Origin of the sequence: Nocardia mikamii NBRC 108933 (assembly GCF_001613505.1) — a bacterium.
GTDB lineage: Bacteria > Actinomycetota > Actinomycetes > Mycobacteriales > Mycobacteriaceae > Nocardia > Nocardia mikamii.
This window is the reverse complement of the sequence record NZ_BDCM01000003.1, coordinates 691,227-717,224: the sequence shown is the minus strand read 5'-3', so window position 1 is coordinate 717,224 and position 25,998 is coordinate 691,227. Positions and strand designations below refer to the sequence as shown.

27 protein-coding genes and 4 tRNA genes are annotated in these 25,998 nt (G+C 68.3%); 19 read left to right on the top strand and 12 right to left on the bottom strand.

The features are described from left to right. Positions 1-5: 5 nt before the first annotated feature. Positions 6-830, bottom strand: coding sequence for a galactan export ABC transporter permease subunit Wzm/RfbD (wzm, locus tag NMI01S_RS04850; RefSeq protein WP_062994698.1), 825 nt, complete (start codon positions 828-830; stop codon positions 6-8). A 136-nt stretch (positions 831-966) separates the two neighbouring features. After that, positions 967-1,560 carry a bacterial proteasome activator family protein gene (locus tag NMI01S_RS04845; RefSeq protein ID WP_062994828.1) on the bottom strand — a complete coding sequence of 198 codons (594 nt, stop codon included), beginning with the start codon at positions 1,558-1,560 and terminating at the stop codon, positions 967-969. Between the two features lie 235 nt (positions 1,561-1,795). Here NMI01S_RS04845 and NMI01S_RS04840 point away from each other — a divergent pair, with 235 nt between their 5' ends. Next, positions 1,796-3,001, top strand: a complete 1,206-nt coding sequence (locus NMI01S_RS04840; protein WP_062994697.1) for a cysteine desulfurase-like protein — start codon at positions 1,796-1,798, stop codon at positions 2,999-3,001. A 19-nt stretch (positions 3,002-3,020) separates the two neighbouring features. On the opposite strand, the gene NMI01S_RS04835 is transcribed toward NMI01S_RS04840, so the two are convergent. Beyond that, positions 3,021-4,010, bottom strand: a complete 990-nt coding sequence (locus NMI01S_RS04835) for an NAD(P)H-quinone oxidoreductase (RefSeq protein ID WP_062994696.1) — start codon at positions 4,008-4,010, stop codon at positions 3,021-3,023. Positions 4,011-4,133: 123 nt separating this feature from the next. Here NMI01S_RS04835 and NMI01S_RS04830 point away from each other — a divergent pair, with 123 nt between their 5' ends. Together NMI01S_RS04830 and NMI01S_RS35275 are read left to right on the top strand one after the other, a co-directional pair. Beyond that, positions 4,134-4,622, top strand: a complete 489-nt coding sequence (locus NMI01S_RS04830; RefSeq protein ID WP_062994695.1) for a MarR family winged helix-turn-helix transcriptional regulator — start codon at positions 4,134-4,136, stop codon at positions 4,620-4,622. A gap of 136 nt (positions 4,623-4,758) precedes the next feature. Further along, entirely contained in the window at positions 4,759-4,932 is a 174-nt protein-coding gene (locus tag NMI01S_RS35275) for a hypothetical protein (RefSeq protein ID WP_167331944.1), read from the top strand. Between the two features lie 95 nt (positions 4,933-5,027). Here NMI01S_RS35275 and NMI01S_RS04825 read toward each other — a convergent pair whose 3' ends face one another. Beyond that, complete coding sequence (locus NMI01S_RS04825; RefSeq protein WP_062994827.1) at positions 5,028-5,867, bottom strand: LysR family transcriptional regulator; 840 nt, start codon at positions 5,865-5,867, stop codon at positions 5,028-5,030. Positions 5,868-5,972: 105 nt separating this feature from the next. Here NMI01S_RS04825 and NMI01S_RS04820 point away from each other — a divergent pair, with 105 nt between their 5' ends. Further along, complete coding sequence (locus tag NMI01S_RS04820) at positions 5,973-6,698, top strand: SDR family NAD(P)-dependent oxidoreductase (RefSeq protein WP_062994694.1); 726 nt, start codon at positions 5,973-5,975, stop codon at positions 6,696-6,698. Positions 6,699-6,713: 15 nt separating this feature from the next. On the opposite strand, the gene NMI01S_RS04815 is transcribed toward NMI01S_RS04820, so the two are convergent. Further along, positions 6,714-6,798: transfer RNA gene (locus NMI01S_RS04815), tRNA-Ser, on the bottom strand. 205 nt (positions 6,799-7,003) lie between these two features. On the opposite strand from NMI01S_RS04815, the gene NMI01S_RS04810 reads away from it, so the two are divergent. Then, entirely contained in the window at positions 7,004-7,999 is a 996-nt protein-coding gene (locus NMI01S_RS04810; protein ID WP_439956222.1) for an alpha/beta hydrolase, read from the top strand. Between the two features lie 13 nt (positions 8,000-8,012). Here the strand turns inward: NMI01S_RS04810 and hisC are convergent, their stop codons facing one another. Then, complete coding sequence (hisC, locus tag NMI01S_RS04805) at positions 8,013-9,092, bottom strand: histidinol-phosphate transaminase (protein WP_062994693.1); 1,080 nt, start codon at positions 9,090-9,092, stop codon at positions 8,013-8,015. A 174-nt stretch (positions 9,093-9,266) separates the two neighbouring features. On the opposite strand from hisC, the gene NMI01S_RS33900 reads away from it, so the two are divergent. The 5 genes from NMI01S_RS33900 to NMI01S_RS04780 all read left to right on the top strand — a co-directional run bounded on the left by NMI01S_RS33900 (position 9,267) and on the right by NMI01S_RS04780 (position 12,185). Next, complete coding sequence (locus NMI01S_RS33900) at positions 9,267-10,115, top strand: dienelactone hydrolase family protein (RefSeq protein WP_062994692.1); 849 nt, start codon at positions 9,267-9,269, stop codon at positions 10,113-10,115. Positions 10,116-10,201: 86 nt separating this feature from the next. Beyond that, a tRNA-Ser gene (locus tag NMI01S_RS04795) sits at positions 10,202-10,291 on the top strand. Positions 10,292-10,327: 36 nt separating this feature from the next. Further along, a tRNA-Arg gene (locus NMI01S_RS04790) sits at positions 10,328-10,400 on the top strand. Positions 10,401-10,474: 74 nt separating this feature from the next. After that, positions 10,475-11,326 carry a helix-turn-helix domain-containing protein gene (locus NMI01S_RS36220; protein ID WP_281186630.1) on the top strand — a complete coding sequence of 284 codons (852 nt, stop codon included), beginning with the start codon at positions 10,475-10,477 and terminating at the stop codon, positions 11,324-11,326. A gap of 25 nt (positions 11,327-11,351) precedes the next feature. Continuing rightward, positions 11,352-12,185, top strand: coding sequence for a dienelactone hydrolase family protein (locus tag NMI01S_RS04780; protein ID WP_062994691.1), 834 nt, complete (start codon positions 11,352-11,354; stop codon positions 12,183-12,185). Positions 12,186-12,195: 10 nt separating this feature from the next. Here the strand turns inward: NMI01S_RS04780 and NMI01S_RS04775 are convergent, their stop codons facing one another. Further along, positions 12,196-12,972 (bottom strand): maleylpyruvate isomerase family mycothiol-dependent enzyme, encoded by a 777-nt coding sequence (locus tag NMI01S_RS04775; protein WP_062994690.1) that lies wholly within the window; start codon positions 12,970-12,972, stop codon positions 12,196-12,198. Between the two features lie 113 nt (positions 12,973-13,085). Between NMI01S_RS04775 and NMI01S_RS04770 the strand changes: the two genes are divergently transcribed. Continuing rightward, on the top strand, positions 13,086-14,642 hold the full coding sequence (locus NMI01S_RS04770; protein WP_167669866.1) for an esterase-like activity of phytase family protein: 1,557 nt from the start codon (positions 13,086-13,088) through the stop codon (positions 14,640-14,642). Positions 14,643-14,710: 68 nt separating this feature from the next. Beyond that, a complete protein-coding gene (locus NMI01S_RS34695) occupies positions 14,711-14,869 on the top strand; it encodes a hypothetical protein (RefSeq protein WP_157126031.1) in 159 nt (52 codons plus the stop codon). On the opposite strand, the gene NMI01S_RS04765 is transcribed toward NMI01S_RS34695, so the two are convergent. The 3 genes from NMI01S_RS04765 to NMI01S_RS04755 all read right to left on the bottom strand — a co-directional run bounded on the left by NMI01S_RS04765 (position 14,814) and on the right by NMI01S_RS04755 (position 17,339). Next, positions 14,814-15,602: a DUF998 domain-containing protein gene (locus NMI01S_RS04765; RefSeq protein ID WP_084512292.1), complete on the bottom strand. Its 789-nt coding sequence runs from the start codon at positions 15,600-15,602 to the stop codon at positions 14,814-14,816. The genes NMI01S_RS34695 and NMI01S_RS04765 overlap by 56 nt on opposite strands. 80 nt (positions 15,603-15,682) lie before the next feature. Further along, positions 15,683-16,099 carry a very short patch repair endonuclease gene (locus tag NMI01S_RS04760; protein WP_062994689.1) on the bottom strand — a complete coding sequence of 139 codons (417 nt, stop codon included), beginning with the start codon at positions 16,097-16,099 and terminating at the stop codon, positions 15,683-15,685. 70 nt (positions 16,100-16,169) lie between these two features. Next, positions 16,170-17,339, bottom strand: a complete 1,170-nt coding sequence (locus NMI01S_RS04755; RefSeq protein WP_062994822.1) for a DNA cytosine methyltransferase — start codon at positions 17,337-17,339, stop codon at positions 16,170-16,172. Positions 17,340-17,622: 283 nt separating this feature from the next. Between NMI01S_RS04755 and NMI01S_RS04750 the strand changes: the two genes are divergently transcribed. The 3 genes from NMI01S_RS04750 (at position 17,623) to NMI01S_RS04740 (ending at position 22,106) form a co-directional block, all read left to right on the top strand. Continuing rightward, positions 17,623-19,494 carry an ABC transporter ATP-binding protein gene (locus tag NMI01S_RS04750; RefSeq protein WP_084512289.1) on the top strand — a complete coding sequence of 624 codons (1,872 nt, stop codon included), beginning with the start codon at positions 17,623-17,625 and terminating at the stop codon, positions 19,492-19,494. A 61-nt stretch (positions 19,495-19,555) separates the two neighbouring features. Beyond that, entirely contained in the window at positions 19,556-21,421 is a 1,866-nt protein-coding gene (locus NMI01S_RS04745; RefSeq protein WP_062994688.1) for an ABC transporter ATP-binding protein, read from the top strand. Between the two features lie 64 nt (positions 21,422-21,485). Beyond that, complete coding sequence (locus tag NMI01S_RS04740; RefSeq protein WP_439956220.1) at positions 21,486-22,106, top strand: putative glycolipid-binding domain-containing protein; 621 nt, start codon at positions 21,486-21,488, stop codon at positions 22,104-22,106. 13 nt (positions 22,107-22,119) lie between these two features. Here NMI01S_RS04740 and NMI01S_RS04735 read toward each other — a convergent pair whose 3' ends face one another. Next, positions 22,120-23,070: a prephenate dehydrogenase gene (locus tag NMI01S_RS04735; protein ID WP_062994687.1), complete on the bottom strand. Its 951-nt coding sequence runs from the start codon at positions 23,068-23,070 to the stop codon at positions 22,120-22,122. A 58-nt stretch (positions 23,071-23,128) separates the two neighbouring features. Between NMI01S_RS04735 and NMI01S_RS04730 the strand changes: the two genes are divergently transcribed. The 3 genes from NMI01S_RS04730 to NMI01S_RS04720 all read left to right on the top strand — a co-directional run bounded on the left by NMI01S_RS04730 (position 23,129) and on the right by NMI01S_RS04720 (position 24,309). Then, complete coding sequence (locus tag NMI01S_RS04730) at positions 23,129-23,665, top strand: tRNA adenosine deaminase-associated protein (protein WP_039775235.1); 537 nt, start codon at positions 23,129-23,131, stop codon at positions 23,663-23,665. Beyond that, positions 23,662-24,150 carry a nucleoside deaminase gene (locus NMI01S_RS04725; RefSeq protein WP_062994686.1) on the top strand — a complete coding sequence of 163 codons (489 nt, stop codon included), beginning with the start codon at positions 23,662-23,664 and terminating at the stop codon, positions 24,148-24,150. The genes NMI01S_RS04730 and NMI01S_RS04725 overlap by 4 nt, the downstream gene beginning before the upstream one ends. A gap of 68 nt (positions 24,151-24,218) precedes the next feature. After that, a tRNA-Ser gene (locus NMI01S_RS04720) sits at positions 24,219-24,309 on the top strand. 52 nt (positions 24,310-24,361) lie between these two features. Here NMI01S_RS04720 and NMI01S_RS04715 read toward each other — a convergent pair. Then, a complete protein-coding gene (locus NMI01S_RS04715) occupies positions 24,362-24,769 on the bottom strand; it encodes a hypothetical protein (RefSeq protein ID WP_157126029.1) in 408 nt (135 codons plus the stop codon). A gap of 621 nt (positions 24,770-25,390) precedes the next feature. Between NMI01S_RS04715 and NMI01S_RS04710 the strand changes: the two genes are divergently transcribed. Further along, positions 25,391-25,987, top strand: a complete 597-nt coding sequence (locus tag NMI01S_RS04710) for a GNAT family N-acetyltransferase (RefSeq protein WP_245716696.1) — start codon at positions 25,391-25,393, stop codon at positions 25,985-25,987. Positions 25,988-25,998: the final 11 nt, after the last annotated feature.

Genomic DNA, 25,998 nt, shown 5'->3' with positions numbered 1-25,998 from the left:
GTCCTCTACACCCAGTACGGCACGCGGGAACGGTATTGCTTCAACGCCAGGATCGCCACCACCCAGCCGACCACGGTGATCACACCGACGACCAGCCACGACCGCACCTGCACCGGATCGCCGAGCAGGGGCGCGCGCACGATCTCGAGATAGTGATAGGTCGGCACCAACTCGACCAGCTTGGCCCGCTCGCTCACCGCCCCGCCCTGATCGTGCAGCGACTTCGTGGTCCACATGACCGGGGTCAGCACGAACAGCATCAGCGTCATGCTGCCCAGGATCGGTGCGATGTCGCGGTAGCGGGTGGAGAAGATGCCGAACACGATCGACACCCACGCCGAATTCAGGAACACCAGCGCTATCGCCGGAATCGCCAGCAGCACAGTCCAGTCCAGATGTTCCCAGACGCCGAAGGCCACCAGCATGACCAGATAGATCACGATGTTGTGCGCGAAGAAGAGGAACTGCCGCCACACCAGCCGGTAGACGTGCACGCTCAGCGCCGACGGCAGCTGTTTGATCAGCCCCTCGTTGGCGATGAACACATCCGAACCCTCGAGGATGCTGGCGTTGATCACGTTCCAGATGATCAGGCCGATGGTCACGTACGGCAGATACGTCCACAGATCCTGATTCAGGATCGCCGCGTAGAGCACACCCATCGCGGCTGCCTGCACGCCGGTGGCGATGGTGATCCAGAACGGGCCGATCACCGATCGCCGATAGCGCTGCTTGATGTCCTGCCAGCCCAGCTGTAGCCACAGCTCACGCTGAGAGAACCCCTCGCGGAGGTCTTTGAAGGCCCGCGGAAACGTTTGCGCATCCGACATCAGGGGCACCGTGGCGTCGGCCGGACGTTCGGCTGTGGCCGAATCGGCAGGGGCAGCTGCTGGCACAGTGCACGACTGTAGCGCAGAGCCGATCCCCGCCGGTGGGGGCTCGAGGCTATCCGAAGATCAGCGGTGTTCAGAGGTACTGACCGCCTCCGGTGACCGATCCGCCCTGCCCGCCCTCGCGCGGGATGTGCGCACCCGGCGGCAGCGCGTGCCGCATCTGCTCGAGCTGTGCGCGGGCCGCCATCTGCTGGGCGAACAACGCGGTCTGAATACCGTGGAACAGCCCCTCCAGCCAACCGACCAGCTGGGCCTGGGCGATCCGCAGTTCCGCGTCGGACGGCACGGAATCCTCGCCGAACGGCAGGGCGAGCCGCTCGAGTTCGTCGCGCAACTCCGGGGAGAGTCCCTGCTCGAGCTCGTGCACCGAGGTCTTGTGGATCTCCTTGAGCCGGTTACGGCTGGCGTCGTCCAGCGGAGCCGCGCGCACCTCCTCGAGCAGCTGCTTGATCATGGTGCCGATCCGCATCACCTTCGCCGGCTGCTCGACCATATCGGCGAGCGATTCCTCGCCGGCGGTCTGCGCGCCTTCGGCAGCGGTATCGCCTTCGCCGACCACCTGCCCGGCGAACGGCGCCTCACCCTGGGCGCCTGCCGGAATGACCAGCGGCCGCCCCTCGGGTCCGATCACCACGATGGAATCCGGTGCTCCGTCCGATTGCGTCATGGCATCCATGATGTCTGCTTCCCGCGCCGAGCGCTAAGTGAACGACGCATCGCCCGGTGAGGGCCCGGTGCCGGAACGGGGTACGCGGTCCGATTTCGGGCGGAAGTATTCTGTTGCGGTTCTGTCCGCCTCGTGTGTGGTTCGGTTTGTGAAAGTCGGTTGCCATGTCGCGTGATATCGCATTGGGTCGGCGCACGGTTCCGCCGACTTGCCCGCTGCCCTTAGAGTGGCGAGCATGACTTACGACGTCGCGAGGGTTCGGGGGTTGATACCGTCCCTGGGCGACGGCTGGATCCATCTGGACCCCCAAGCAGGGATGCTGGTCCCGGATTCGGTATCGCGCGCCGTATCAACCGGTTTCCGGACCTCCGCTTTTTCGCACACCAATCGTCATGCCGCCGCACGCCGCAGTGGCGCGATTCTCGACGCGGCCCGGGAGGCGGTCGCCGATCTCGTCGGTGGCGATCCGGCAGGCGTCGTACTCGGTCCGGATCGGGCGGTGCTGCTGGCCTGGCTGGCCGAATCGCTGAGTTCACGGCTCGGCCTCGGCACCGGCATCGTGCTCTCGCGCCTGGACGACGAGGCCAATGTGGCCCCCTGGCTGCGCATCGCCAACCGCTACGGCGCCCATGTGCGCTGGGCCGAGGTGGAGATCGAAACCTGCGAGATGCCGGCCTGGCAGTTCGAGGAGCTGATCGGCCCGACCGCGCGCCTGGTCGCGGTCACCGCGGCCTCGCCGATCGTCGGCTCCGCGCCCGCGGTCCGGGTCGCCGCAGACCGGGTGCACGAGGTGGGTGGACTGCTGGTCGCCGACTGCTTCGGCGCGGCGCCCTACGCCCTGATCGACATCGATGAACTCAATGCCGACGTCGTCGCGCTCTCCGCACCGGCCTGGGGTGGTCCGCAGATCGGGGCGCTGGTGTTCCGCGATCCGGCATTCCTGGATCGCATCCCCTCGATGTCGCTGAACCCCTACGCCAAGGGCGCCGAGCGGCTCGAGGTCGGCGGACATCAATACGCGTTGCTCGCGGGGCTGACCACCTCCATCGACTACCTCGCCGGACTGGACGAACAGGCCACCGGCAGCCGCAGGGAGCGGCTGGAGATGTCGATCACCTCGCTGCAGGACTATCACGACCAGCTGTTCGAGAATCTCATGGAGGTGCTCGACGCCGTCCCGGATCTGACCGTGATCGGCCGCGCCTCCACCCGCATCCCTACGGTCAGTTTCACCATCGCGGGGATGCAGGCGGAGAAGATTTCCGCCGAACTCGCCGACCACCGCATCGGCACCGTCAGCGGCGCGCACGGCGGCAGCCGGCTGCTCGACGCCCTGGGCGTCAACGACGAGGGCGGCGCCGTCACCCTCGGATTGGCGCCCTACACAACGAAATTCGAGATCGAACAGCTGGGCCGGGCGCTGAACTCGCTGGAGAAGTAGCTCGCGGCGGGCGCGTCGTTCACGCCTCGTCGATGCGCAACACCACCTTGCCGACGGTCTCGGCCGAGTCGAGCAGTTCGTGGGCGTGCGCCGCCTCCGTGACCGGGACTTCGGCATGGACCACCGGCACCACCGCGCCCTCCGCGATCAGCGGCCACAGATGCCGCCGCAGCTCCGCGATGATCTCGGCCTTACTCGACTTCCCGGTCGCGGGCCGCTTGCGCAGATTGGTGGCGTGGATGGTGCCGCGCTTACCGAGCAGCTCCGCCAGATTCAGTTCGCCGGTCACTCCGCCCTGCATGCCGATCACACACAGTTGCCCGTCCTCGGCGAGTGCGGAAACGTTGCGCGGCAGGTATTTCGCGCCCATATTGTCGAGAATGATGTCGGCGCCACCCGATTCGCCGAGGATTTCGACGAAATCCTGTTCCCGATAATTGATTCCGATGCTCGCGCCCAATTCGGCGCAGCGATCCAATTTGTATTGCGAACCGGCGGTCACCGCGACGCGCGCACCGCGATTCACCGCGACCTGAATGGCGTGGGTGCCGATTCCGCTTCCGCCGCCGTGGACGAGCAGCAGCTGCCCGGCGTGCAATCCGGCCCGCATCACCAGATTCGACCAGACGGTGGCGGCGACCTCCGGAAGTGCCGCTGCCGCAGCCAGATCCAGCCCCTCGGGCACCGGCAGTACCTGACTCGCGGCGACGACCACGCGCTGGGCGTAGCCGCCACCGGACAGCAGCGCGCACACCCGATCGCCCGGCCGCGGATCCCGCACGCCCGCACCGACCTCGGCCACGACACCCGACACCTCGAGGCCCAGGATGTCGCTGGCGCCCGGCGGCGGCGGATAGAAACCCTGGCGCTGCAACAGATCCGCGCGATTGACCCCGGCCGCCACGACGTCGATCGCCACCTCGCCCGGACCGGGCGGCGCCGGATCCGGCACCTCTGCCCAGCGGATCACCTCGGGCCCACCGAAACCGTCCAACGTCGCCGCGTACATACCTCGACTCTAGGTGCTCGCCGCGCTGGAACGGGTGCGGCTGTGCGACCGATCCGGGTGATCTTGTCCGCAGGTCCCTGACCAGCCGACATTGCTTCCATTCGGGGCCAATAGAATGGCGCCATGGCTTACGAACCGAGCGGTCACCCGGCCTCCGCGCCGTGGTTGAGCTCGGCACAGCAGCGGGCATGGCGGGCGTTCATGGACGGCCATCAGCGCCTCATGGTGGAACTCAACCGCCAGCTCCAGGCCGACAGCGATATGAGCCTGCCCGAATACCGCATCCTCGTAATGCTCTCCGAGGCCCCGGGCGGTTCGCTGCGGATGAGCGATCTCGCCGACGGCGTACTGTCCTCGCGCAGCCGCCTCACCCACCAGATCCGCCGCATGGAGGACGAGGGCATGGTCCGCCGCACCAGCTGCGAAGAGGACGGCCGCGGCGTCCGCGCCCACCTCACCGACGAAGGTATGCGCCGCCTCCGCGCCGCCGCCCCCGGCCACGTAGCCGCAGTCCGCCGCACCTTCGTCGACCTGCTCAGCCCCGAAGAGCTCACCGCCATCGGCGACGCCTTCGACCGAGTGAACACCAAAACCGACCCCCGCCGAACCTGATCCGAAGCGCGCAGCACTCGATCAGGGACGTTGGTCCCTTGTTGCTGGCTGTTCGCGGGCGCGACCATTAGGGCGCTAGGCCCGGGACCGGGTTTTCCGGTTTTCCTTCGAAGGGTGACGTCGAAAGGTTCGAACCATGCACAGGAAGTCAGCGAAAGCTCTCGCCACCACCGCGATCATCTTGTCGCTCGGCGCCGTGGCGGCGCCCCTCGCCTCCGCCGACAGCGCTTCCGATACCACGGCGAAACCGATCGCCATCTGCATCACCATCCCGCTGCCGGGATCCGCCGATTGGGTGTGGTGCTTCTGAATCTGGGCCCGGCCGAGACCGAAACGATGGTGGCGCCGACCGATCCGCCGGTCGGCGCCACCGTCGTGATGCGTGGCCGTGAACCGCGATATCGGCTAGAGACGCACCGCGGTGCGGACGAGGTCGGCGACGGCTCTGGATTTGCTGTGTGGTGGCCAGGCGATGACGGTCGTGACCGCCGGCGCGTCCGGCACCGGCACGATCGCGTGGTCGTCTCGTAGGTGGGTGCGGACCGACTCGGGCATGATCGCGCAGGTTCGTCCGAGCGCGATCAGTTGAGCCAGTTGGGTGTGGTCGCGAACCGGCGGACCAGGGCCGTCGGGATAGCTCCCGTCCTGGCGGGGCCAGCGCGGCAGGGGCAGATCAGTCAAGGCGGAGACCTCGGCCGACGATATGTGGGCACGGGAGGCGAGGGGGTGGCCCGCGGGCAGGACCAGAACCTGCTGTTCGGTGTGCAGATCCTCGGTGTCGAATCCGGCGGTCGTGTCGAAGGGCCGGTGGAGCAGGGCGACGTCGGCACGACCGTCTCGCAGCAGTCCCTCCTGTTCGCCGGGCCCGCACAGGATCACCTCGACGGGGACAGCGCCCGGTTCGGCAGCGTAGGCGTCCAGCAGTTTCGACAGCAGTTCGCTGGACGCTCCGGCCTTCGTGGCCAGCACCATCCCGGGCCGGTGGGCGGCGGCGCGGCGGGTGCGGCGCTCTGCGGCTTCGACCGCGTCGAGCGCGGCGCGGGCCTCCCACAACAGCACCGACCCGGCCTCGGTCAGGGCGATCGAGCGAGTGGTGCGGTGCAGCAGAACCACGCCGAGTCGCCGCTCGAGCTGTCGGATCGCCCGGGACAGCGGTGGTTGCGCCATCGCGAGTCGCTGCGCCGCCCGCCCGAAATGCAACTCCTCGGCGACGGCGACGAAGTACCGCAACTCCCGCGTCTCCACCGGGCCATCGTATCCGGCGCTCACCGCCACCAATACCCGTGCGGTATGAATCGCCACCCAGCCGGTGTTGGACGCGCCACCCGAGACCGAACCAGGATCGACGGTATGAGTGAACGGACGATCGCGCTGGTGACCGGCGCGAACAAGGGAATCGGATACGAGATCGCTGCGGGTCTGGGCGCCCTCGGCTGGCGAGTCGGTGTGGGCGCGCGCGATGAGAAACGCCGCGAGGCCGCGGTGGAGAAATTGCGCGCGGCCGGGACCGACGCATTCGGCGTTCCGCTCGATGTGACCGACGACGCGAGCGTGGCCGCCGCGGCAGATCTGATCGCCGACCATGCCGGCGGGCTCGACGTCCTGGTCAACAACGCCGCGATCACCGGCGGCATGCCACAGACACCCACCACGGTCGATCCCGCGACCGTGCGAGAAGCCGTGGAAACCAACGTGATCGGGGTCATCCGTGTCACCAACGCGATGCTGCCGATGCTGCGCGCTTCGGCAGCACCGAGGATCGTGAACATGTCCAGCAGCGTCGGCTCTCTCACGCTGCAGACCACCCCCGGCACCGACACCGGCCCGATTTCCGCTGCGTACGCGGCCTCGAAGACCTTCCTGAACGCGGTCACCATCCAGTACGTCAAGGAACTGGCCGACACCGACATCCTGATCAACGCCGGCTGCCCCGGCTTCACCGCCACCGACCTCAACGGCTTCCGCGGCGTCCGAACCCCCGAACAAGGCGCGGCGATCGCCATTCACCTCGCCACCCTGCCCGACGACGGACCGACCGGCGGATTCTTCTCCGACGCCGGACCAGTGCCCTGGTGACAGGCCCTTCACCTGCGGTGGGTGTGGGATTTGAACCCACGGTGGCGTGAACCACGACGGTTTTCAAGACCGTTCCCTTAGGCCGCTCGGGCAACCCACCTCGTTCCGGGCGGGCCGGAACGGTGTCTCAGCCTACTGGCGCGGGTACGGGGATGCCGAATCGGACCGGCGGGCTCCGCAAGACTCGCCGGAGACCGGGCTGTCGTGGGTTTTCGACGCCTCGCACGACCTCTGGCAGGATGGCGGCCATGGTTCGTCGCCGGATGCGGCGTCGGCTGTCCGGCGCCACCATCGCCGCACTCCTGATGAGTGGGGCGATCTGGGGAGCGCCGTCGATTGCCGCCGCGCCCGCGCCCCCGGCCGATTCCGGTTCCGCCGAGGGGCCGCCTCCGGCGCTGGACGATCCCCGTCCGGCCACCGCTTCGATCGACCGCATCGAACCGATCAACGATCGCTGGTTGCGGGTGTTCGTGGACTCCCCGGCGATGGGACGCACGGTGCAGGTGCAGGTGCTGCTGCCGGCGGACCGCAGCCATCCGCGCCCGACCCTCTATCTGCTCGACGGGCGCAGCGCGAGCAACGAGTACAACAACTGGACCGAGCGCGGTGGTGCGGTGCAGTTCTTCGCCGACAAGGACGTCAACGTCGTCCTCACGATCGGCGGCCCGGCGGGGTACTACACGGATTGGCAGCATCCGGATCCGGTGCTCGGCACCAACAAATGGGAGACCTTCCTCACGCGCGAACTTCCGCCGTTGATCGATGCGACATTCGAGGGCAACGGCCGGAACGCGGTGGAGGGTGTCTCGATGGGTGCGGAGGCGGCGATGATGCTGGCGATACGCGACCCGCAGGCGTATCTGGCGGTTGCCGCCCACAGTGGTTGCTACGCAATGGGTTCCGATTTCGGGCAGGCGCAGGCGCGGGCGGTGGTCCGCACCTACGGCGGCGATCCGGACAACATGTTCGGCAAACAGGACGATCCCGACTGGCTGGCCCACGACGTGATGATGCACGCCGACACCCTGCGCGGTAAGGCGATCTTCCTGTCCGCCGGTTCCGGTGTGCCGGGACCCTACGACGTTCCGGGCAATCCGGAAGCGGTCTCGACGATCGGATTCGGCGGCCCGCTCGAGGCCGGCGCCAACGCCTGCACGATGGCCCTCGCGGATCGGCTGGAGCGCATGCAGATCCCGGCCGACGTCGATCTACGCCCGGTGGGGACGCATTCCTGGCCGTACTGGAAAGACGAGCTGCCGAGGGCCTGGCCCACCCTGGCGGCAGCCCTCGGCGTGCGCTGACCGCCGCGCGGGTTCAGCCGGCGAAGCGCGCGACGGTGTCCGGTGCGGTGGCGAAACTCAGGAACCGATCGTTCTCGTGCGGATCGCCCGCGGTGATCCGCACCCCGTCGGTGCCGTAGGGCCGCACCAGGACTCCGGCTTCGGCACTGGCCGCGCCGAACTCCGCGCTGTGCTCGCCCAGTGGCAGCCAGACGAAGTTGGCCTGGGACGGAGGCACCCGGTATCCGGCCGCCAGCAGCGCGTCGCGCATACGTTCCCGTTCGGCCACCACCTGGTCGGTGCGGTCGAGCAGTTCGTGCCGCGCCTGCAGGCAGGCCATGGCCGCGGCCTGCGCGAGCCGATTCACGCTGAACGGGATGTGCACCTTCATCAGTGCGGTGATCAGTTCCGGTTCACCGACGGCGTAACCGACACGCAGGCCCGCGAGTCCGTACGCCTTCGAAAAGGTACGCAGCACAACGACATTCGAGCGGCCGCGGCCGATCTCCACGCCGTCGGCCCGATCGTCGGCGGGCAGGCGCAGATACTCGAAGTACGCCTCGTCGAGCACCACCAGCACGTCGTCGGGGATCGCGTCGAGGAAGCGGGTCAATTCGGCGCGGCCGTACGCCGTTCCGGTGGGGTTGTTCGGATTGCAGACGAAGACGAGCCGGGTGCGGTCGGTGACCGCGGCCGCCATCGCATCCAGATCGTGCGCGAATTCGTCGTTCAGCGGTACCGGCACGGCCGTCGCGTTGCCGACCTGCGTGACGATCGGATACGCCTCGAACGAGCGCCAGGCGAACACCACCTCGTCGTCGGGGGAGGCACACGTGATCTGTACCAGTTCCTGGCACAGTGCGACGCTGCCGCAGCCGATCGCGACATTGTCGACCGCTACGTCGTGGAACTCGGCGAGGGCTGCTCGAAGTTCGCCCGAGGAGTTGTCCGGATACCGGTTGATGAGTTCGGCTGCCTCGGCGATCACCTTGGCCACGCTCGGGAGCGGGCCCTGGGTGGTTTCGTTGCTGGCCAGTTTCACGGCGCCCGGATGGCTGCGACCCGGAGCGTAAGCCGGAATGGACTCGAGGTCCGGACGAATACGAGCACTCACCCCAACACCTTAATTCCTCGCACGTCGCGGCGGCTCGCCGCGGTTGTCGCGAAGGCTCTGCCGGTCCGTCGGACGGTCCGAACCGGCTGGGCGGTATGTCGGAAAATTTTCCGAGGAATGGGTACTTCCGTGCAACTTCTCCCGAATGTAACGGATGCGAACTACCCTGGTTTCATGTCGGGCATCTATCGAGATGAAGCACCATTGCGCGACAGCGGGCAGGTGGTCGACGGCGCTCCCGAACCGGCGGCCGGAGGTCGGGTGCCCATCACGGTGATCGAGCCGGAGGGCTACGCGCGCGGCGGCATCGTCGTACTCCACGAGTCCCGTCAGTTTGCCGATGTATTGCTGGAAATGATGAAATCGCTGGCCGGTGAAGGCTGGATCATGGTGGCGCCCAATCTGTTCCACCGCTTCGATCGGCAGGGGGAAGGCGCCGGGACGGTCAACGACCGCGATCTCGCCGCCGTCGGGGCACGTGTCTCCGACGGGCCGGGTGCGCTCGCCACCGCGGTCGCGAACGGCGCGGGGGTCGAGCAGGTGTTCGGCGCGGATCTGTTCGCCGATTTCGACGCCTGCTTCGACTGGCTGGTGGGCCGGGGAGTTTTTCCCGACACCGTGGGCGTGCTGGGCTTCGACAACGCCGGCACCGCGGCACTGCTGGTCGCCACGAACCGGCCCATCGGGGCCGCTGTGAGCGTCGCGGCACCCGGCATCATGGAGCCGCTGACCGCGGAGGCCACGGCGCTGGTGGACGCCGCCCCGCAGTTGCAGGCCCCTTGGCTCGGTCTCTACGGCGACGACGATCCCGTCACCCCGGCCGTCCACGTGGAACGCCTGCGCGACGCGGCGGCGCGAGCCGCGGTGGCCACCCTGGTGGTCAGCTACCCCGGCCTGCATCACCGGCCGGACACGCCCGGTTTCGATATGGCCGACTTCGAGCAGCTGCCCGACGACGAGAAGCGACTGCTGATCGACGCACAGACCAGAATCTTCGATTGGTTCGACAGTCACCTACGTTGACCAGCCGTTTTGCGTCCTGACCGGTTGCTCTGTACTCTTGCCTCTCGGCGGTTCGAAAGGACCGGCGCCCTCGAAAGAAGGCTCCAGGAGGCGTGCCAGAGCGGCCGAATGGGACTCACTGCTAATGAGTTGTCCCTTCACGGGGACCGGAGGTTCAAATCCTCTCGCCTCCGCCACGTCCGGGTAACCGGGCACACAACTGAACAGGACCTGCGCCCGTAGCTCAACGGATAGAGCATCTGACTACGGATCAGAAGGTTGGGAGTTCGAGTCTCTCCGGGCGCGCAGCAGAAGGCCCCGTCGCATTGCGGCGGGGCCTTCTTCGCATTCCGTCGAGAACGCCGGTTTACCCTGGCCGGGTGGAGGATCGCGCGGCTGGGTGGGAGATCGTGCGCCCGCGCGAGGTCGCGGACGGGCTTGCGATGCTCGGGTATCGCGGTGGCGCGGACGCCGGGTTGGAGCTCCGGGTGGCGGTGATTCCGGCGGTGACCGTGGCGGTCGATTTCGGTGGGGGTGGGCTGGTTGTGGAGACTACGACGGCCAGTCGGGCGAGTGGGGGGATGGTGGCGGGGTTTTCCGGTGGGCTGACGGGGATTCGGGCTGAGCGGGCGGCGTGTGTCGAGGTGCGGATGTCGCCGCTTCGGGCGTATTCGGTGCTGGGGGTGGGGCCGGGGGAGTTGGGTGCTGCTGTGGGGTTGGACGAGGTGTGGGGGGCGTCGGCGGAGCGGCTGCGGGCGCGGCTGGCGGAGGCGGGGGATTGGGAGGAGCGGTTTGCGCTCACGAGAGCGTTTCTGGCGCAACGCTTCCGGCCCGATCGCATACCCGACCCGGAAGTCCGCGCGGGCTGGAATCGCATCGTGGCGACCCGCGGGCAGGTGAGAGTCGCCGAACTGGCCGAATCCTGCGGCTGGAGTCGCAAACGGTTGTGGACGAGGTTCGAATCGCAGATCGGGCTCACTCCCAAGCGGGCCGCGATGCTGGTGCGGTTCCGGCATGCGGTGGAGGGGCTGGTGGCGGGCCGGCCGGCCGCCGATGTCGCGGCGTCCAGCGGGTACAGCGATCAGGCGCACATGTCCCGGGAGATCGCGGGTTTCGCCGGTCGCACGCCGAGCATGCTGGCACGCGAGACGCACACCCCGATCGGTCAGCACCGGTATCGAGCCTGGGGAACATTTTTTCAAGACCCGGCGGGGGTGGTCCGCCGAGAGTGAAGGCCCGAACGAGAAAGGGCCGGCCATGGCAGACGACGATCTTCACGATTTCGAACACGCGACTTTCACCCATGAGGGCAAGTCCCGCACGATCTTTCGGCAGGGCAGTGGGCCCGCGGTGATCGTCATGGCGGAATTCCCGGGCATCTCGCCGGACGTCTTCGACTTCGCCCGGCGGGTGGCGCGCATCGGGTGCACCGCGGTGGTGCCGCATCTGTACGGGAATCCGGGGCGGGACCCGGATCCCAGCGCGCACGGCACTTTCGCCGCGGTGGCGAATATCGCCGGTCAGTTCGGGCCGATCTGTGTCAGCAGGGAGTTCGTGGTGCTGGCGACGGGGCGCACCTCACCGGTGGTGCGGTGGTTGCGGGCGCTGGCCGAGGCCGAGCATCGGCGGTGCGGCGGGCCCGGAGTCGGTGCCGTCGGGATGTGTTTCACCGGGGGCTTCGCGCTGGGGATGGCCGTGGACGATCGGCTGGTCGCGCCGGTGCTGTCCCAGCCGGGTCTGCCGTTGGGCTTCACCGCGCGGCAGAAGGGCTCGATCGACGTCTCGCCCGACGACCTCGACCGCATCAAACAGCGGTGTGCCGCAGGGCTTTCCGTGATGGGCCTGCGCTTCCGCGGTGACCGTCGTTCACCGGCGCAGCGTTTCGACTTCCTGCGCGCGCAGCTCGGCGACGCGTTCATCGCCATCGAACTCGACGACGCCGCGGCCAACGCGGAGGGCGTGCTGAGCGCGCATTCGGTGCTCACCGAACATCTCATCGACGAACCGGGCGAACCGACTCAGGCCGCGCTGCACCGCGTGCTGGATTTCCTCGCCGAACGGCTCGAGGTTCCGGGACGTGTGGATCGGTGAGTCCGGCGCCTCACAACCACGCGGGCAGATTCGGCAGATGACCGGTGAGCCCCACGCCCTCGCTGCGGCCGATCAACCATGCCAGCAGGTCCGCTGCGGGCCCGGAAATGGTGTCGGAAGGGTCCGGGCCCACCTTGGCGGTGAAATCGGTGTCGGTGGCGACGAGGGTGAAGGTCGGCGGCGGGGGCTGGTCCGGGTCGGAGGTCATCGGCTTGGCATCGGCAGGGCGGTGGGCGGAGGCCGCGTGGTCGAATCCGGCGGACACCTCCGGCAGCATCCGGGCCACGAAGGCGGACGGCCAGTCGGCGGGCCGGTAGCCGATGTTCAGGTCGACGCGGTGAATCTCGATCTCGCGCAGGCGCAACCACGGCACCACCGCTGCGGCCAGTTCCTTACCCGTGCGCGCCCGCACCCGGTACTGCCAGCGTTCCGGCGGCATGGCCCGGGCCAGGCCGAGGAAGCGATCCGCGGACGCGCGCAGGTCGCTCAGCTGCTCGGCGAGCGGGCGCGGCGCGCCGGCCTCGATATCGGAGTCACGCAGCAATTGACTTGCGTACTGCGGGGTTTCGATGCCCGTGCGGGCCCACAGCAGTAGGTTCACCAGTCCGTCGGCATTGCGGGACAGGTGGGCCAGCAGATGGCCGCGGGTCCAGCCCGGCAACAGTGACGGTTCGGCGATATCGCTGTCGTGCAACGCTTCCACCGCGCCGACCAGTGACTCGGTCGCCGCATGCACGGCTTCGAGCAGGTCGACGGGAACGGATGATTCCGGCGCTTCGCTGGTCACCCGGGTGACCCTACCCAGCGCTGGGAACGCTCGCTGGGCGAACTCGATTGCCGTCGGATAACTGTTCAGGTTCCCGACAGCTGATCGTCGACTCGGCAGGATAGGTATCACCGGTGGGAACCAGGCATCTGCTCCGATTCGCCCTCGCCGGCGCCGTGCTCTGCGCCGCCGCCTGTTCGTCCGGCGGTGGCGAACCACAGTGGCACACCGACCGGGACCGGCCGCTCGTCGTATCGCTCGACGACCTGTCCGCCCGCACGGGCGGCGGCGCGGCCGTCGCCTTCGGCACACCGGCTCACGGCCGCCTCGACCGCACCGCCGACGGTTCCGTGCGTTACACGCCGGAGTCCGGCTACCAGGGCGACGACACCTTCACGGTGACCACCTCCGATGCGGTGCACCTCTACACCACCGATATCGCGCCGCTCGGTGACTTCGGCGGCACCACGGTGCAGGGCAGCGGATTCGGGTCCGCGTGGACACCGGTGCCGGGTTCGCCCGACGAGTTCTACGGGCTCACCGACCGCGGCCCGAACGTCGACGGGCCCGGCAAGAACGAAAAGCTCGTCCCCATCCCGACTTTCGTGCCGAAGATCGGAAAATTCCGGCTGACCGGAACGCGCGCGGTCCTGGAATCCACCATCGACCTGAAGAACCGTGCGGGCGTCGGCTTCAACGGACTGGTCGACACCGCCGCGTCGACCGGGGAGACCATGCGCGATCTGGACGGTCACACCTTGCCGCCCATCGACCACGGCTTGGATCCGGAGGGACTCGTCGCACTGCCCGACGGCACCTTCTGGGTCTCGGACGAATACGGTCCGTTCCTCGTGCACTTCGACGCGTCCGGCACCGAAATCGAACGTCTCGCACCGGGTTCCGGCCTCCCACGGGAACTGACGATGCGAACGCCGAACCAGGGAATGGAAGGCCTGACGGTCACCCCCGACGGCCGGCGATTGGTCGGTGTGATTCAAAGTGGTTTGCAGACACCGGGTTCGGTCTCCGCGCGCGAGGTGCCGATGACCCGGATCGTCACCGTGGATCTGCGGACCCGCGCCGTCGCCGAATTCGTCTATCCGCTCGAGGAACCGAAGCGCAAACTGGCCGTCTCCGAAATCACCGCGCTCGACGACCACACCTTTCTCGTGGACGAACGCGACGGTGAACTCGCGCCCGAGGCGAACAAGAAACTGTGGACGATCGATGTGAACGGCGCCACCGATGTCGGACCCCGGGCGAATGTGCCCGGCACCCGATACGACCCGAACCTCGGCCTGCTCGTCGGCGACACACCGCTGGAAACCTATGTCGGCAAGGTATCGACCGCCGATGGGATCGCCGCGCTCGGCAAGGCCGGTATCACCCCGGTCGCGAAGAAATCGAACCTGGACCTCGCCGGATTGCTCGCGGGACTGAATCCGGCCGGCACATTCTTCGGCCACGACAAAATCGAAGGCGTCGCCACCACCGACGGCGGCCGCACGCTCTACATCTCCGACGACAGCGATTTCGGTGTGGCCGGCAGCACCGGCAGCCTGCCGCCCTTCGGCCTGAAACCGAAAATTCTGCCGGACGGCCGTCAGGACACCGGTGAAATCCTGTGGGTCGACACCGGGGCGCTTCCGGCGCGCACCACGACGCACACCGTCACCGTCTCGGTGGGCTAGCCGGCATTCTCAGGCTTTACCCAAGTTACGCACAAATGCATGCCAGTCGGCGCTGTCACCGTGGGGATATGAACACAGTTGTCGAGGTACTGGTAATGGGCGTCATGCTGGCCACCTTCGCGGCCATGGCGATCGCGGGCGCGGTGGCGGAATCGGCGCCCCGCTCGCTGGTCATGCTGGGAAACGAGGAGCCGGAGGCCGTGCGCGCTTACGCCCGTCGCCGCTGATCGCACGCTGCGCGACCCAGATCTGCACGGCGAGCGCGATCAGCCACAGCGACATGGATCCGACCTGGATGCGCTGGGCGATGCCCAGTGCGTAATTGCCCGGCAGATTGTCGGCGATCAGCATCCAGGCCGTCGCGGCCGAGCCGACGATCAGGATCCACAATCCGGAATGCCGCAGAATCGGCCAGCGCCGATAGCGGAAGGCGGCGACGCTGAACGCGATCATCGCCACGAATATCGACGTGACCGCCAGCGTGCTGGTCAGCGCGTGAATCTGGTGCAATTGCGGAAACATGCCGCTGTCCGACGGCGGGCACGGCGCCGAGCAGGTGTGCAACGGCCATTGCGCGTCGGCGATCGTGGACGCGCCGAAACAGCCCAGCGCCACCCAGCCCACGGTCGACAAGCGCCGCCGCGAGAAGACGAACATCGCCGCGACCGCGGAAATCAGGGTGAGCGAACCGGCGATCGTGTCGCCGAGATCGAACACCCAGCGATAAGGACGCCCTTCGGCATCCAATTCGCTGAGGAACGACCTGATCGGGTTCAGATGGATCGGCAGGACGAATTCCAGGATCCACGACGAATAGCAGACGCCCGCGACGGCGACGGCGGCCGCGATCAACGAGCGGACGAGGCGGAACCGGACGCGCACGGGCGCGGGGTCTCGCTCCAGTACGGCGACCGCACCGGATTCGTCCGCCGCACGATCGTGCGGCCCGCTCGGCGTCATTGCCCTCGATTCACGTCATCGCCCACGTTCGGAATGTGCCGGATTCCCGCTGCAATGTCGGCTGCACTTTCCATCATGGTCTATCGCTGCGACAAAGCCGACTGCACTCGATCCGCGGCGGCGACCGAATTCTCGTGTTCCCACACCCGCACCACCAGCCAGCCCGCGGCGGCGAGCCGCGCATCGGTATCGCGGTCGCGGGCCACGTTGCCGGCCAATTTCTCCGCCCACCACTGCGCGTTGTTCTTCGGATACGTGGCGTGTAGCGGGCAGCGATGCCAGAAACACCCGTCCACGTACACCGCCACCTTGCGGCGGGGAAACACCAGGTCGGCGCGGCGGCGCAAACCCGGAAGCGGAGCGCGGTCCACGAAATAACGCAGGCCCCGCCGATGCAGTTCGGTACGCAGCGCGGTCTCCGGGGCGGTCCCCGTCCGACGCTGCCGGGCCATCCGGGCACTGGTCACCGCGTCGGTGACGGGACGGCCGGAACTCATGCACAACCCTTACAGCGTCCACCGGCGGGCCGGTGTTCCCGGGGCCCGATTCGGTGACCGATTCGACACTTCACACCGCCGCCGAGACGTACGTGACATCCGCACCCGCCCGCGGCAGAGCTCCCATGCGGATCAGGTGGTTTTCCATATCGGTGATGAAGCCGGGAGGGAAGCGCAGCGTGCCGCGCGCGGCACGGCGCAGGAAACCCGCGGTAGCACGCGCCGACAGCAGGCGGGCATCGTCGAGGAACCAGCGCAGATCCTCGTACGGCTCGTGCACCGGCCACGTCGACACCGGGACCCGATAGGCCTTACCGGCATGGCCCCACGCCGCCGCCGGCCAGCGGTGCGCGGTCAGGGGCGCGTACTCCGCGGCCACCCCGTCGGCGGGCGCGGCCAAGCGGGATCCGATCCACGACGCCATCCGCACACTCACCGCATTGCCGACCAGCTTCCACCGATGTCCCGGACGGACCCCCGCCGCGGCCAGTGCCGGCGCGGTCCAGTCGTGGGAAAAGCCTTGCAGCCGTTCGGCATCGGTGATTCCGGGAGTGACGATCTCACCTGCGGGCAATCGGACCGCGGGCGGACTGGCGATACCGAGCCCCGACCCGCCCTTCAACGTCGGCACCGCATTCACCGCCCAGCCCAGTCCGCGCACCCCCTCGGTCCAGTAGAAGCCGCAGGGATCCACCTCGGGGTCGCCGATCGTGCGCGGCCCCGCATCGGTTCCGAACAGCACCGGCCGCGGATCCTCCGACCGCGACGCCAGCATCAGCACCCGCTGCCGCCGCTGCGGCAGCCCGAACGCGCGCGCGTCGACCACTCGGTAGGCCCAGGTATAGCCCAGCTCCTCCAAGGCGGCCGTGATGTGCCGCATCGCCTGCCCGCGCCCCAGTTGCAGCATGAACGGGACGTTCTCGATCAGCAGCCAGCGCGGACCGCGCTTGCGGCGAACCAGGCGGAACACCTCGTCCACCAGACCCGAACGCGCGCCGGTGATCCCCGCCGTCCGACCCGCCTGCGAGAGGTCCTGGCAGGGAAATCCGGCCGCCACCAATTCGGTCCCGGCGGGCAGTGCGCGCAAGCGGGTGACATCAGCGTGTGTTTCGACCTCGGGAAAGCGGGCAGACAGGACCGCGCGCGCACCCGGATCGATCTCGCAGAGCAATTCGGTATGCCAACCATGGGCGTTGAGCCCGAGTTCCAGTCCCCCGATCCCGGCGAACAACCCGACCATCCGCGTGTTGTTCACAGCCGGTGGTCCTTTCGCCCGAATCCCCGTCGGGCACCGGCGCGGTCGCGAAGGGCCCGGGTGTGGAGGTTACTCGAGCAGGTGGGCGACGTCAGCAATCAGTGGGTGATGTCGGTCCGATGCGCACAGCCGCGTAGCGGTCGAAAATCGGTTGGCGGGCGGCCGGAGCGCTGGCAATCTGGAAGTTCGTACGCGCGCTCGGTCGGGGGCCGGGGCGGTGCGACGGTGATCGATTCGGCGAAAGACGACCTGGCGAAGGGGGAGTGTTGTGTCCGTCGCTACGACGGAGACCGTATCCGATTCGGAGGACGACAGAACCGGAACGGTCGACGAAAACTTCGGCGCCCGAGTGACGGCCGCGGGTTCGCTGCGGCGTCTGTGGCCGGAGATCCGGCCCTATCGGGCGGCGCTGTTCGGCAGTGCCGTGCTGTCGGGGCTCGGCATGCTGTGCGATATCGCGTTGCCGTTGGTCACCGCGCGGATCGTCGACGGCCCGATCGCGCAGCGGGATTTCGGCGGCATCTGGGTGCCGATCGGGCTGGTGGTGGGGCTGGCGGTGCTCAGCACGGTCACCTCGTGGTGGCGGCGATGGATCATCGCGGCGCCGGCGAGCCGGCTCGAGGTGTCCTTGCGCGGCAAGCTCTTCCAGCGATTGCAGGTGCTGTCGGTCGGCGTGCACGACGGGATGGAGTCGGGCCAGCTCACCTCGCGTGCGATCACCGACATGTCCACCCTGCGGCGCTTCTTCGCCTTCGTCGCGCCGTCGCTGCTGTCGCTGAGTGCGACGCTGGGCGTCGGGGTGGCACTGCTGTTCGTCCTGAGCTGGCAGATCGGGCTGATCGAATTGCTCATCGCGGTTCCGCTCGTGCTGCTCGCGCTGCAATTCGAACAGGGCTACGGTCACGCCTCGCGTCGCGCGCAGGACCAATCCGGGCATCTCGCCACGACGGTCGAGGAGTCCGCGCAGGGTATCCGCGTGCTGAAGGCGTTCGGCCGCGGCCCGTGGTTCGGTCGCCGGTTCCGCGCCGAGGCGCGGGAACTGCGATCCCTCGAGCTGGCGAAGGTGCGGTTGGCCGCGCGGCTGTGGACGGCGCTGAACACGTTGTCCGCGTTGGGTATCGCGGCCGCACTCGCCATCGGCGGATATCTGCTCACCGAACAGGCGATGACGGTCGGCGCCCTGGTGGCCGGCATCACGCTGACCACCTACCTGCAGTGGCCGATCATGGGCTTCGGATTCCTGCTGGCCGAGATGAACCACGCCCGCACCGCGGCGCAACGGTTCTGGGAGGTGATCGACACACCCGTCGAGATCACCGATCCGGAACATCCCGTGGCCCCGCCGCAGCCGCTGCGTGGCGAATTGCGGTTCGACCGGGTGCGTTTCCGCTTCCCGGACGCCGATCGCGATCTGCTGCACGACATTTCGCTGCGGCTGCGGCCGGGTGAGACGGTTGCGGTGGTCGGCGCCACCGGAAGCGGTAAGTCGGCGCTGCTGGGACTGGTGCCGCGACTGTTCGACGTCGCGGCGGGCGCGGTGACGATCGACGGGATCGATGTGCGCTCGATGCGGCTGTCGGATCTGCGGTCGCAGGTCTCGGTGGCCTTCGAGGATCCGGTGCTGTTCTCGGCCAGCGTGCGCGAGAACATCACCCTCGGCTATCCCGACGCCGGCGAGGACCGGATCCGCGCCGCACTGGAGGTGGCCTGCGCCGCGCGGTTCGTCGACGAGTTGCCGTGGGGCCTGCACACCCGGATCGGGGAGCAGGGCCTGAGTCTGTCGGGCGGTCAGCGGCAGCGGCTGGCGCTGGCCCGAGCCGTGCTGGACCGGCAGAAACACCCCGGTGGGCACATCGTGGTCCTGGACGACCCGCTCTCCGCCCTGGACGTGAGCACCGAGGAGCAGGTCCAGGTGCGGCTGCGCGAGGCGCTGGCCGGAGCCACCGTGCTGCTGGTGGCCCACCGTCCGTCGACCGCGGCCTGGGCGGACCGGGTCGCCGTCCTCGACGGGGGCCGCATCATCGCCGACGGACCCCACGAACGACTACTCGAAACCTGTTCGCGCTACCGGGAATTGATGGGAGGTGAGCTCGATGCCGGAGAACCCGAGCGAGGACGCAGCTACGCGCACGAACGCTGACCGGGTGGGCACGAACACCGACCGCCCGGACGCTACGGCCCATAGCGAGACCGTCGGCGCAGTGGCCGTCCACGTCGACGCCGAGGGCGAGGCCGACTGGCGGGGCGTGGCGGCCGAGGAGGGCGAGCAGACCGATGCGGTCAATCTCGCCCTGGCGGCGCGGTCGCGCCGCCTGCTGTGGTCGCTGATCCGGCCCTACCGCCGGTTGGCGGTCGCCGCGCTGGTGCTGATCGTGATCGACAATGCCGCCCTGGTGGCGACGCCGCTGTTCGTCGCCCACGGCGTCGACACCGGGGTGGGGCGCGCGCTCGACGGTGACTGGTTGCCGCTGGCGCTGGCCGTGGGCGGCATCCTGGGCTGCACCGCGCTCGGCGGCGTGACGACCTTCCTCTTCCTGCGCATCTCCGGCAGGTTGAGCCAGCAGGTGCTGTTCGATCTGCGGCTGCGGGTCTTCACGCACGTGCAGCGGCTCTCGATCGATTTCCACGAGAACTACACCTCCGGCAAGATCGTCGCGCGGCTCACCAGTGATCTGGAATCGCTCGAGGATCTGCTCGAGCGTGCGCTCAACGACGCGCTGAGTGCCGTGCTGTCGGTGGTGACGATCGCCGCGATCCTGCTGTGGCTCGATATTCCGCTCGCCGCGGTGGTGCTGCTGGGTTTCGTCCCGTTGGTGTTCGTGACGCGCTGGGCGCAGCGGCGCCAGCGCGCCGGCTACCGCCGCACCCGGGGCGCGATCGCGAAGGTGGTCGTGCATTTCGTCGAGACCATGGGCGGAATCCGCGCGGTGCAGGCCTTCCGGCGCGAGGGGCGCAACCAGGCCATTCTGGTCGACTCCGATGCCGAATACCGGGCCGCGAATATCAGTGCGCTGCACGGGATGGCGGCCTACATCGGCCTGGTCCGGTTGATCAGCAATGTGACGAACGTCGTCATCCTGGTCGTCGGTGCGTGGCGAGTCATCCACGGCCACACCGAAATCGGTGTGCTCGCGGCATTCCTGCTGTACCTGCGGCAGTTCTACGGCCCGCTGGACGAATTGGCCCAGGTGTTCAACTCCTACCAGTCCGCGGCGGCCGCGCTGGAACGGATCTCGGGCGTGCTGGAGGAGCGGCCGAGCGTGGCCGAACCCGATGCCCCGCATCCGCTCGAGCGCGCGCGAGGTGAACTGCGCCTGACGGATGTCGTCTTCGGCTACCCGAGCCGCGACGACGTGTCCGGCACCGAGACTCGCCCCGCGCGATCGGTGCTGCCGCGATTCTCGCTCACCGTCGAGGCCGGCCAGATCGTCGCGCTGGTCGGTGCCACCGGTGCCGGAAAGTCGACCCTGGCCAAGCTGATCGCGCGGTTCTACGACCCCTCGTCGGGCACGGTGTCGCTGGACGGCATCGACCTGCGCACGATCGCCGACGCGGATCTGCGCTGTGCGATCGCGATGGTGACGCAGGAGTCGTACCTGTTCTCCGGTTCGGTCGCCGACAACATCCGGCTCGGCCGGCCCGACGCCACCGACGCCGAGGTGTTCGCGGCGGCCCGCGCGGTCGGACTGTACGACTTCGTGATGTCGCTGCCGGACGGATTCGACACCGATGTGCGCAAGCGCGGCGGGCGGTTGTCGGCCGGTCAGCGCCAGCTCGTCGCCTTCGCTCGGGTCTTCCTGGCCGATCCCGCGGTGATCGTGCTGGACGAGGCCACCTCGAGCCTCGACATTCCGGGCGAGCGGCAGGTACAGCGCGCGCTCGAGACCGTGCTGCGCGGGCGGACCGCGGTGATCATCGCGCATCGGTTGTCGACCGTCGCCATCGCCGACCGGGTGCTGGTGATGGATTCCGGGCGCATCGTCGAGGACGGTACGCCCGCGGAGTTGATCGCGTCGACCGGACGTTTCGCGGCTCTGCACACCGCGTGGCGCGAATCGCTGGTGTAGCGCAGGTGAACAACTCGCGCGCCGCGACCGCACCGCAAGCCCGGTTGTCACCTACGGTAGAGGGGTGAGTAAGCCAGCCCCGGGCAATTCCGAGACCGCCCAGGCGAGCGCGGCCGTGGCGCCCCGCTGGCCGGCGGTGCTCACCTGGCGCGCGCACGACGCGTCCCGGATGGAATCGGTCCGCGTGGTCCTCACCGGTAACCGGATCCGCGCCTCCGGTCGTATCATCGCCGGGGGCTGCGGTGAACATCCCGCGTTCAGCGCGTCCTACGACCTGGTCACCGACGAGGTGGGACGCACGAAGCGGCTGTCGCTGCGCAGCACCGTCGCCTCGGGCGAACGGCATGCGTCGATCGCCCGGGACGAGGAGAACTACTGGCTCGTCGATGCCGGCGGCACCCACGTGCGGTCCATGTTCGGCGGTGCGCTGGATGTGGACGTGGTGCTGAGCCCGTTCTTCAACACCCTGCCGATTCGCCGTTTCGGTCTGGCGCATGCCACGGAGGACGTACAGGTTCCGGTTGTCTACGTGCGGGTTCCGGATCTGCTCGTCCAGGAGGCGATCCTCACCTACAGCAGCGGCGCCGACGGGATCCATGTGCTCTCGCCGGTGTCGAGCGCGACCGTGACCGTCGACGACGACGGATTCGTCCTCGACTATCCGGGCCTCGCCGAACGGGTCTGACTCCGCGCGGTTCTCAGTCCAGTGAGCGGATCACGCCGCCCTGGCGTCCCGCGTCACGCAAACGTTCCAGCCAATCCTGATCGCCGGGGCGGATATCGGTGATGTCCCAGCGCCGCAGGGTGTCGTACCGGTCGCGTTCGCTGTAGCCCGCGTCGATCAGTTCGCCGAGGGTGCCCTCGTCGCGCAGGCTGTCGCGCGCGGCCTCGAGCAGGCGCAGCGCGTCGTCGAGCGCCTCGGTGAGCGCGGTCGCGTTCGGTTCGCAGATCGCGCGCACCAGCTCGGGCGCGGTCGCCGCGACCCGGGTGCCGTCGCGGAACGATCCGGCGGCCAGACCCAGAGCCAGATCGCCCCCCGCGGCCCCCGCGACCGCCAGCGCCTCGGCCAGCACGTGCGGCAGATGCGAGATGCGGGCGACCGCGCGGTCGTGTTCGTCCGCCAGGACCGGCACCACGATCGCACCGCAGTCCAGCGCCAGCCGCGCGACCCGGAGCCACGGTTCGGCGCGGGTGCCCGGGTCCACGCCGACCGCCCAGGCCGCGTCGCGAAACAGATCGGGAGACGATGCGGCCCAGCCGGATTCGGCGGTCCCCGCCATCGGATGTCCGCCGACGTAGCGCGCGCCCAGTTCCTGCCGGTGGACCTCGGCGCGCACCGGTTGCTTCACACTCACCACATCGGTCAGCGGGCAATCGGGCGCGAACGTCTTCACATCCGCGAGAACGGTATCGATGGCCGGCATCGGCACCGCCAGCACGATCAGCGCCTCGTCGGCGGCGGCCCGGGACAGCACCGCCGCGATATCGGATTCGACGTCGAATCCGTCGGACCGGGCGGCCTGCGCACCCGGAGCCGACCGGTTGTAACCCCAGGCCCGGTAGCCGGCCGTGGCCGCCGCGCGCAGCAGCGAACCGCCGATCAAACCCGTACCCAGCACGCACACCGAGGAATTCCGATCGCCTGTCATCGGATCAGATTCGCATACGACTTCAACATTTCCGCCGAAGCCGACTACCGTTGCGGCCATGGCACAGCGCTCGAGCACGAACAGGGCCGCGTCGGACGATTACGACGATGTGGAAGGGTTCGCCGTGGCGGTCGTCCGCGAAGACAGCACGTGGCGCTGCAGCCCGCTCAGCGCCGCGGCGTTGTCGAGTCTGTCCGCGGCCGAGGACGAACTGCGCGCCCTGCGCAGCACCGGTGCGGTATTCGGATTGCTGGACGTCGACGACGAATTCTTCATCGTCCTGCGGCCGGGTCCGACCGGGAGCCGGTTGCTGATCTCGGACGCCACCGCCGCGATCGATTACGACATCGCCGTCGAGGTGCTCGACGCGCTGAATGTCGAAGTCCCCGATATCGATCCGGACGAACTGGATGAGATCGATCCGTGGGAGGAAGGCGATCTGGGTGTCCTGGCGGACCTCGGCCTGCCCGAGCCGGTGCTCAGCGTGATCCTCGCGGAAACCGATCTGTATCCGGACGAACAGCTGGGAATGGTCGCGCAGCGGCTGGGCTTCGCCGACGAATTCTCCGCGGTTCTGGACAAGCTGCACCGTTGAGTCCGGGGGCAGCGCCGAGTCCGGGGTCACCTCCGGGAGACGAGGATCTCGTCCGGGCCGCGCTCGCCGCCGCGGCCCAGACCGACCCGCGTGACGTCCCGGTCGGTGCGGTCGTCTTCGACGCGAACGGCCGCGAACTGGCCCGGGCCGGCAACGCCCGGGAAGCGCTCGGCGATCCGACCGCGCATGCGGAGATCCTGGCGTTGCGCCGCGCCGCCCAAGTGTACGGCGACGGCTGGCGGCTCGAGGGCGCGACGCTGGCGGTGACGTTGGAGCCGTGCACGATGTGCGCCGGAGCGCTGGTCCTGGCCCGGGTCCGCCGCGTCGTCTTCGGCGCCTGGGAGCCCAAGACCGGTGCGGTCGGCTCGCTCTGGGACGTGGTGCGGGACCGCCGCCTCAACCATCGGCCCGAGGTTCGAGGGGGCGTGCTCGAGGCCGAATGTGCGGCCGTTCTGGACGACTTCTTTCGCATTCAACGCCGCTGAGCTCTGCTCCATATGTCGCTGACCACCCGATTTCGGTTTCGCTCCGTCCGTCCGGTAAAGTCACCTGCGGTGGCGTGTCCGAGCGGCCTAAGGAGCACGCCTCGAAAGCGTGTGTGGGGTAACCCCCCACCGAGGGTTCAAATCCCTCCGCCACCGCCACAGCCCCCACCCGGATTCCGGGTGGGGGCTTTTTCGTCCCTACCGGTCGTCGTCACCCGGCCGAACCGGTGCGAACCTTCGGCGCGTCCGGGTCGTGGTGGACGGCCTTGAAGAAGCTGATCCGGGTCGGCTCCGTCCGCAGCACCGTGGTGTCCGTACCGCCGATGGTGTCGGGCCGCTCGATCACCAGCGGCGGGCACTCCACACCTTTCACGGGCACCGTCTCGTGCGCTCGCACGACCATGTTGAACGGGGTTTCGGTCTCCGCGGTGCTGCCGACGACCCGGCAGTGTTGCCACGCCTCGATCAGATAGGTGTCGTCGGTGTCATTGGTGCAGGTCGTCTCCGAGCATGACACTCCGGCGGGAAACGGCTGTGCGGATGCCGAGGGAGCGATGGCGGCGACCGCGGCGCACAAGGCGCCCGCAACGATGCCGGCTGCCAGAATCCGTGTGTTCAAGTTCCGATTCCTTTCGGCCTCCACGCGACGCTCGCGGTCGAGGTCCAGATTCGTAACGATGACGACAAATCCGTCGTCGTCCCCATTGTTCGGTACGGCCCTGAGGGGTTACCGCCATTGGTAAGCCGGCAGATGTGCGCGGTCGCTACGGACGGGTGGTGTCGTGCCTTGCCGGGATACGGCGACCGGATGGATTGCCACGGGTGGGGAGTCGCTGGAATCGCGCGCGAACGAGGGGGGTTGCCCGCGGTTCACTGTGTGACGTCGCCGAAGTAGCGACGAATACCGTCGTGAATATTTTTGAAACGCAACTGTTTTCACGACTGCGCGCGGTAGCGATTGTGATCCGGGCGGGTGAGCCGGCCGCGCTCGAGGTGTATTTCGCGCAGGGGTGCGGGATTCGGCGGGGCTGCAGAGCAGTTGCCCTGTGGTGGGAGTGTGGCCCGGTCCGTGGAGCGTGTCGTACCGGCGTGATCTACTCCACGTTACCGACTGGTAGGGAGCGTCCCGGGCTGAGGTAATCTAGCGACCAGTTCGCTGGCCGGACGTTTCGCCGATGTGGTCGGCGGTGTGCAAATCAGGTGAGGGACAACAGTTTTGAGCAGAACCGGGAGTCCGGTCGTGCGGACCGCGACGCGCGACGACGTCACCGGAATGGTGCGGGTACTGGCCGCGGCCTTCGCCCGCGACGATCCGATCGAGGAATACGTCTTTCCGGACGAAACCGTCCGGCACCGGCGGGCGCCGCGGATGCTGCGAACCATGATCGAGCATCGCTTCCTGCCGGCCGGTGGTGCCGAGGTGGCGGAGTTGGACGGCCGCATCGTCGGCGCCCTGCTCTGGTACCCCGACGGTTACCGCCCTGGTGGGCTACGCGAATTCCTGGCGGGCCCACTGTTTCTCGCGGGAATGGGCACCGCCGTGGGAAGGGGAACCGAGGTCGACCGGACCATGGATCGGGCGGCACCGGCCGAACCGCACCTGTTCCACGTCTACCTCGGCACCGATCCGGCACTGCAGCGCAGCGGCGTCGGCCGCGCGCTGTACGCGTCGTTCACCGACAAGGCCGACCGGCAGGGCGTACTCCTGTGCGGAATCTGCAAGGACGAGAACGTCGGCTACTACGAGGCTCTGGGTAACGAACGCACCGGGTCCGTCCGGCTGGGCAAAACGGGTCCGGAAATGAACATCATGATTCGCCGACCGCGTCCGCTCTGATCAGCGGGAAT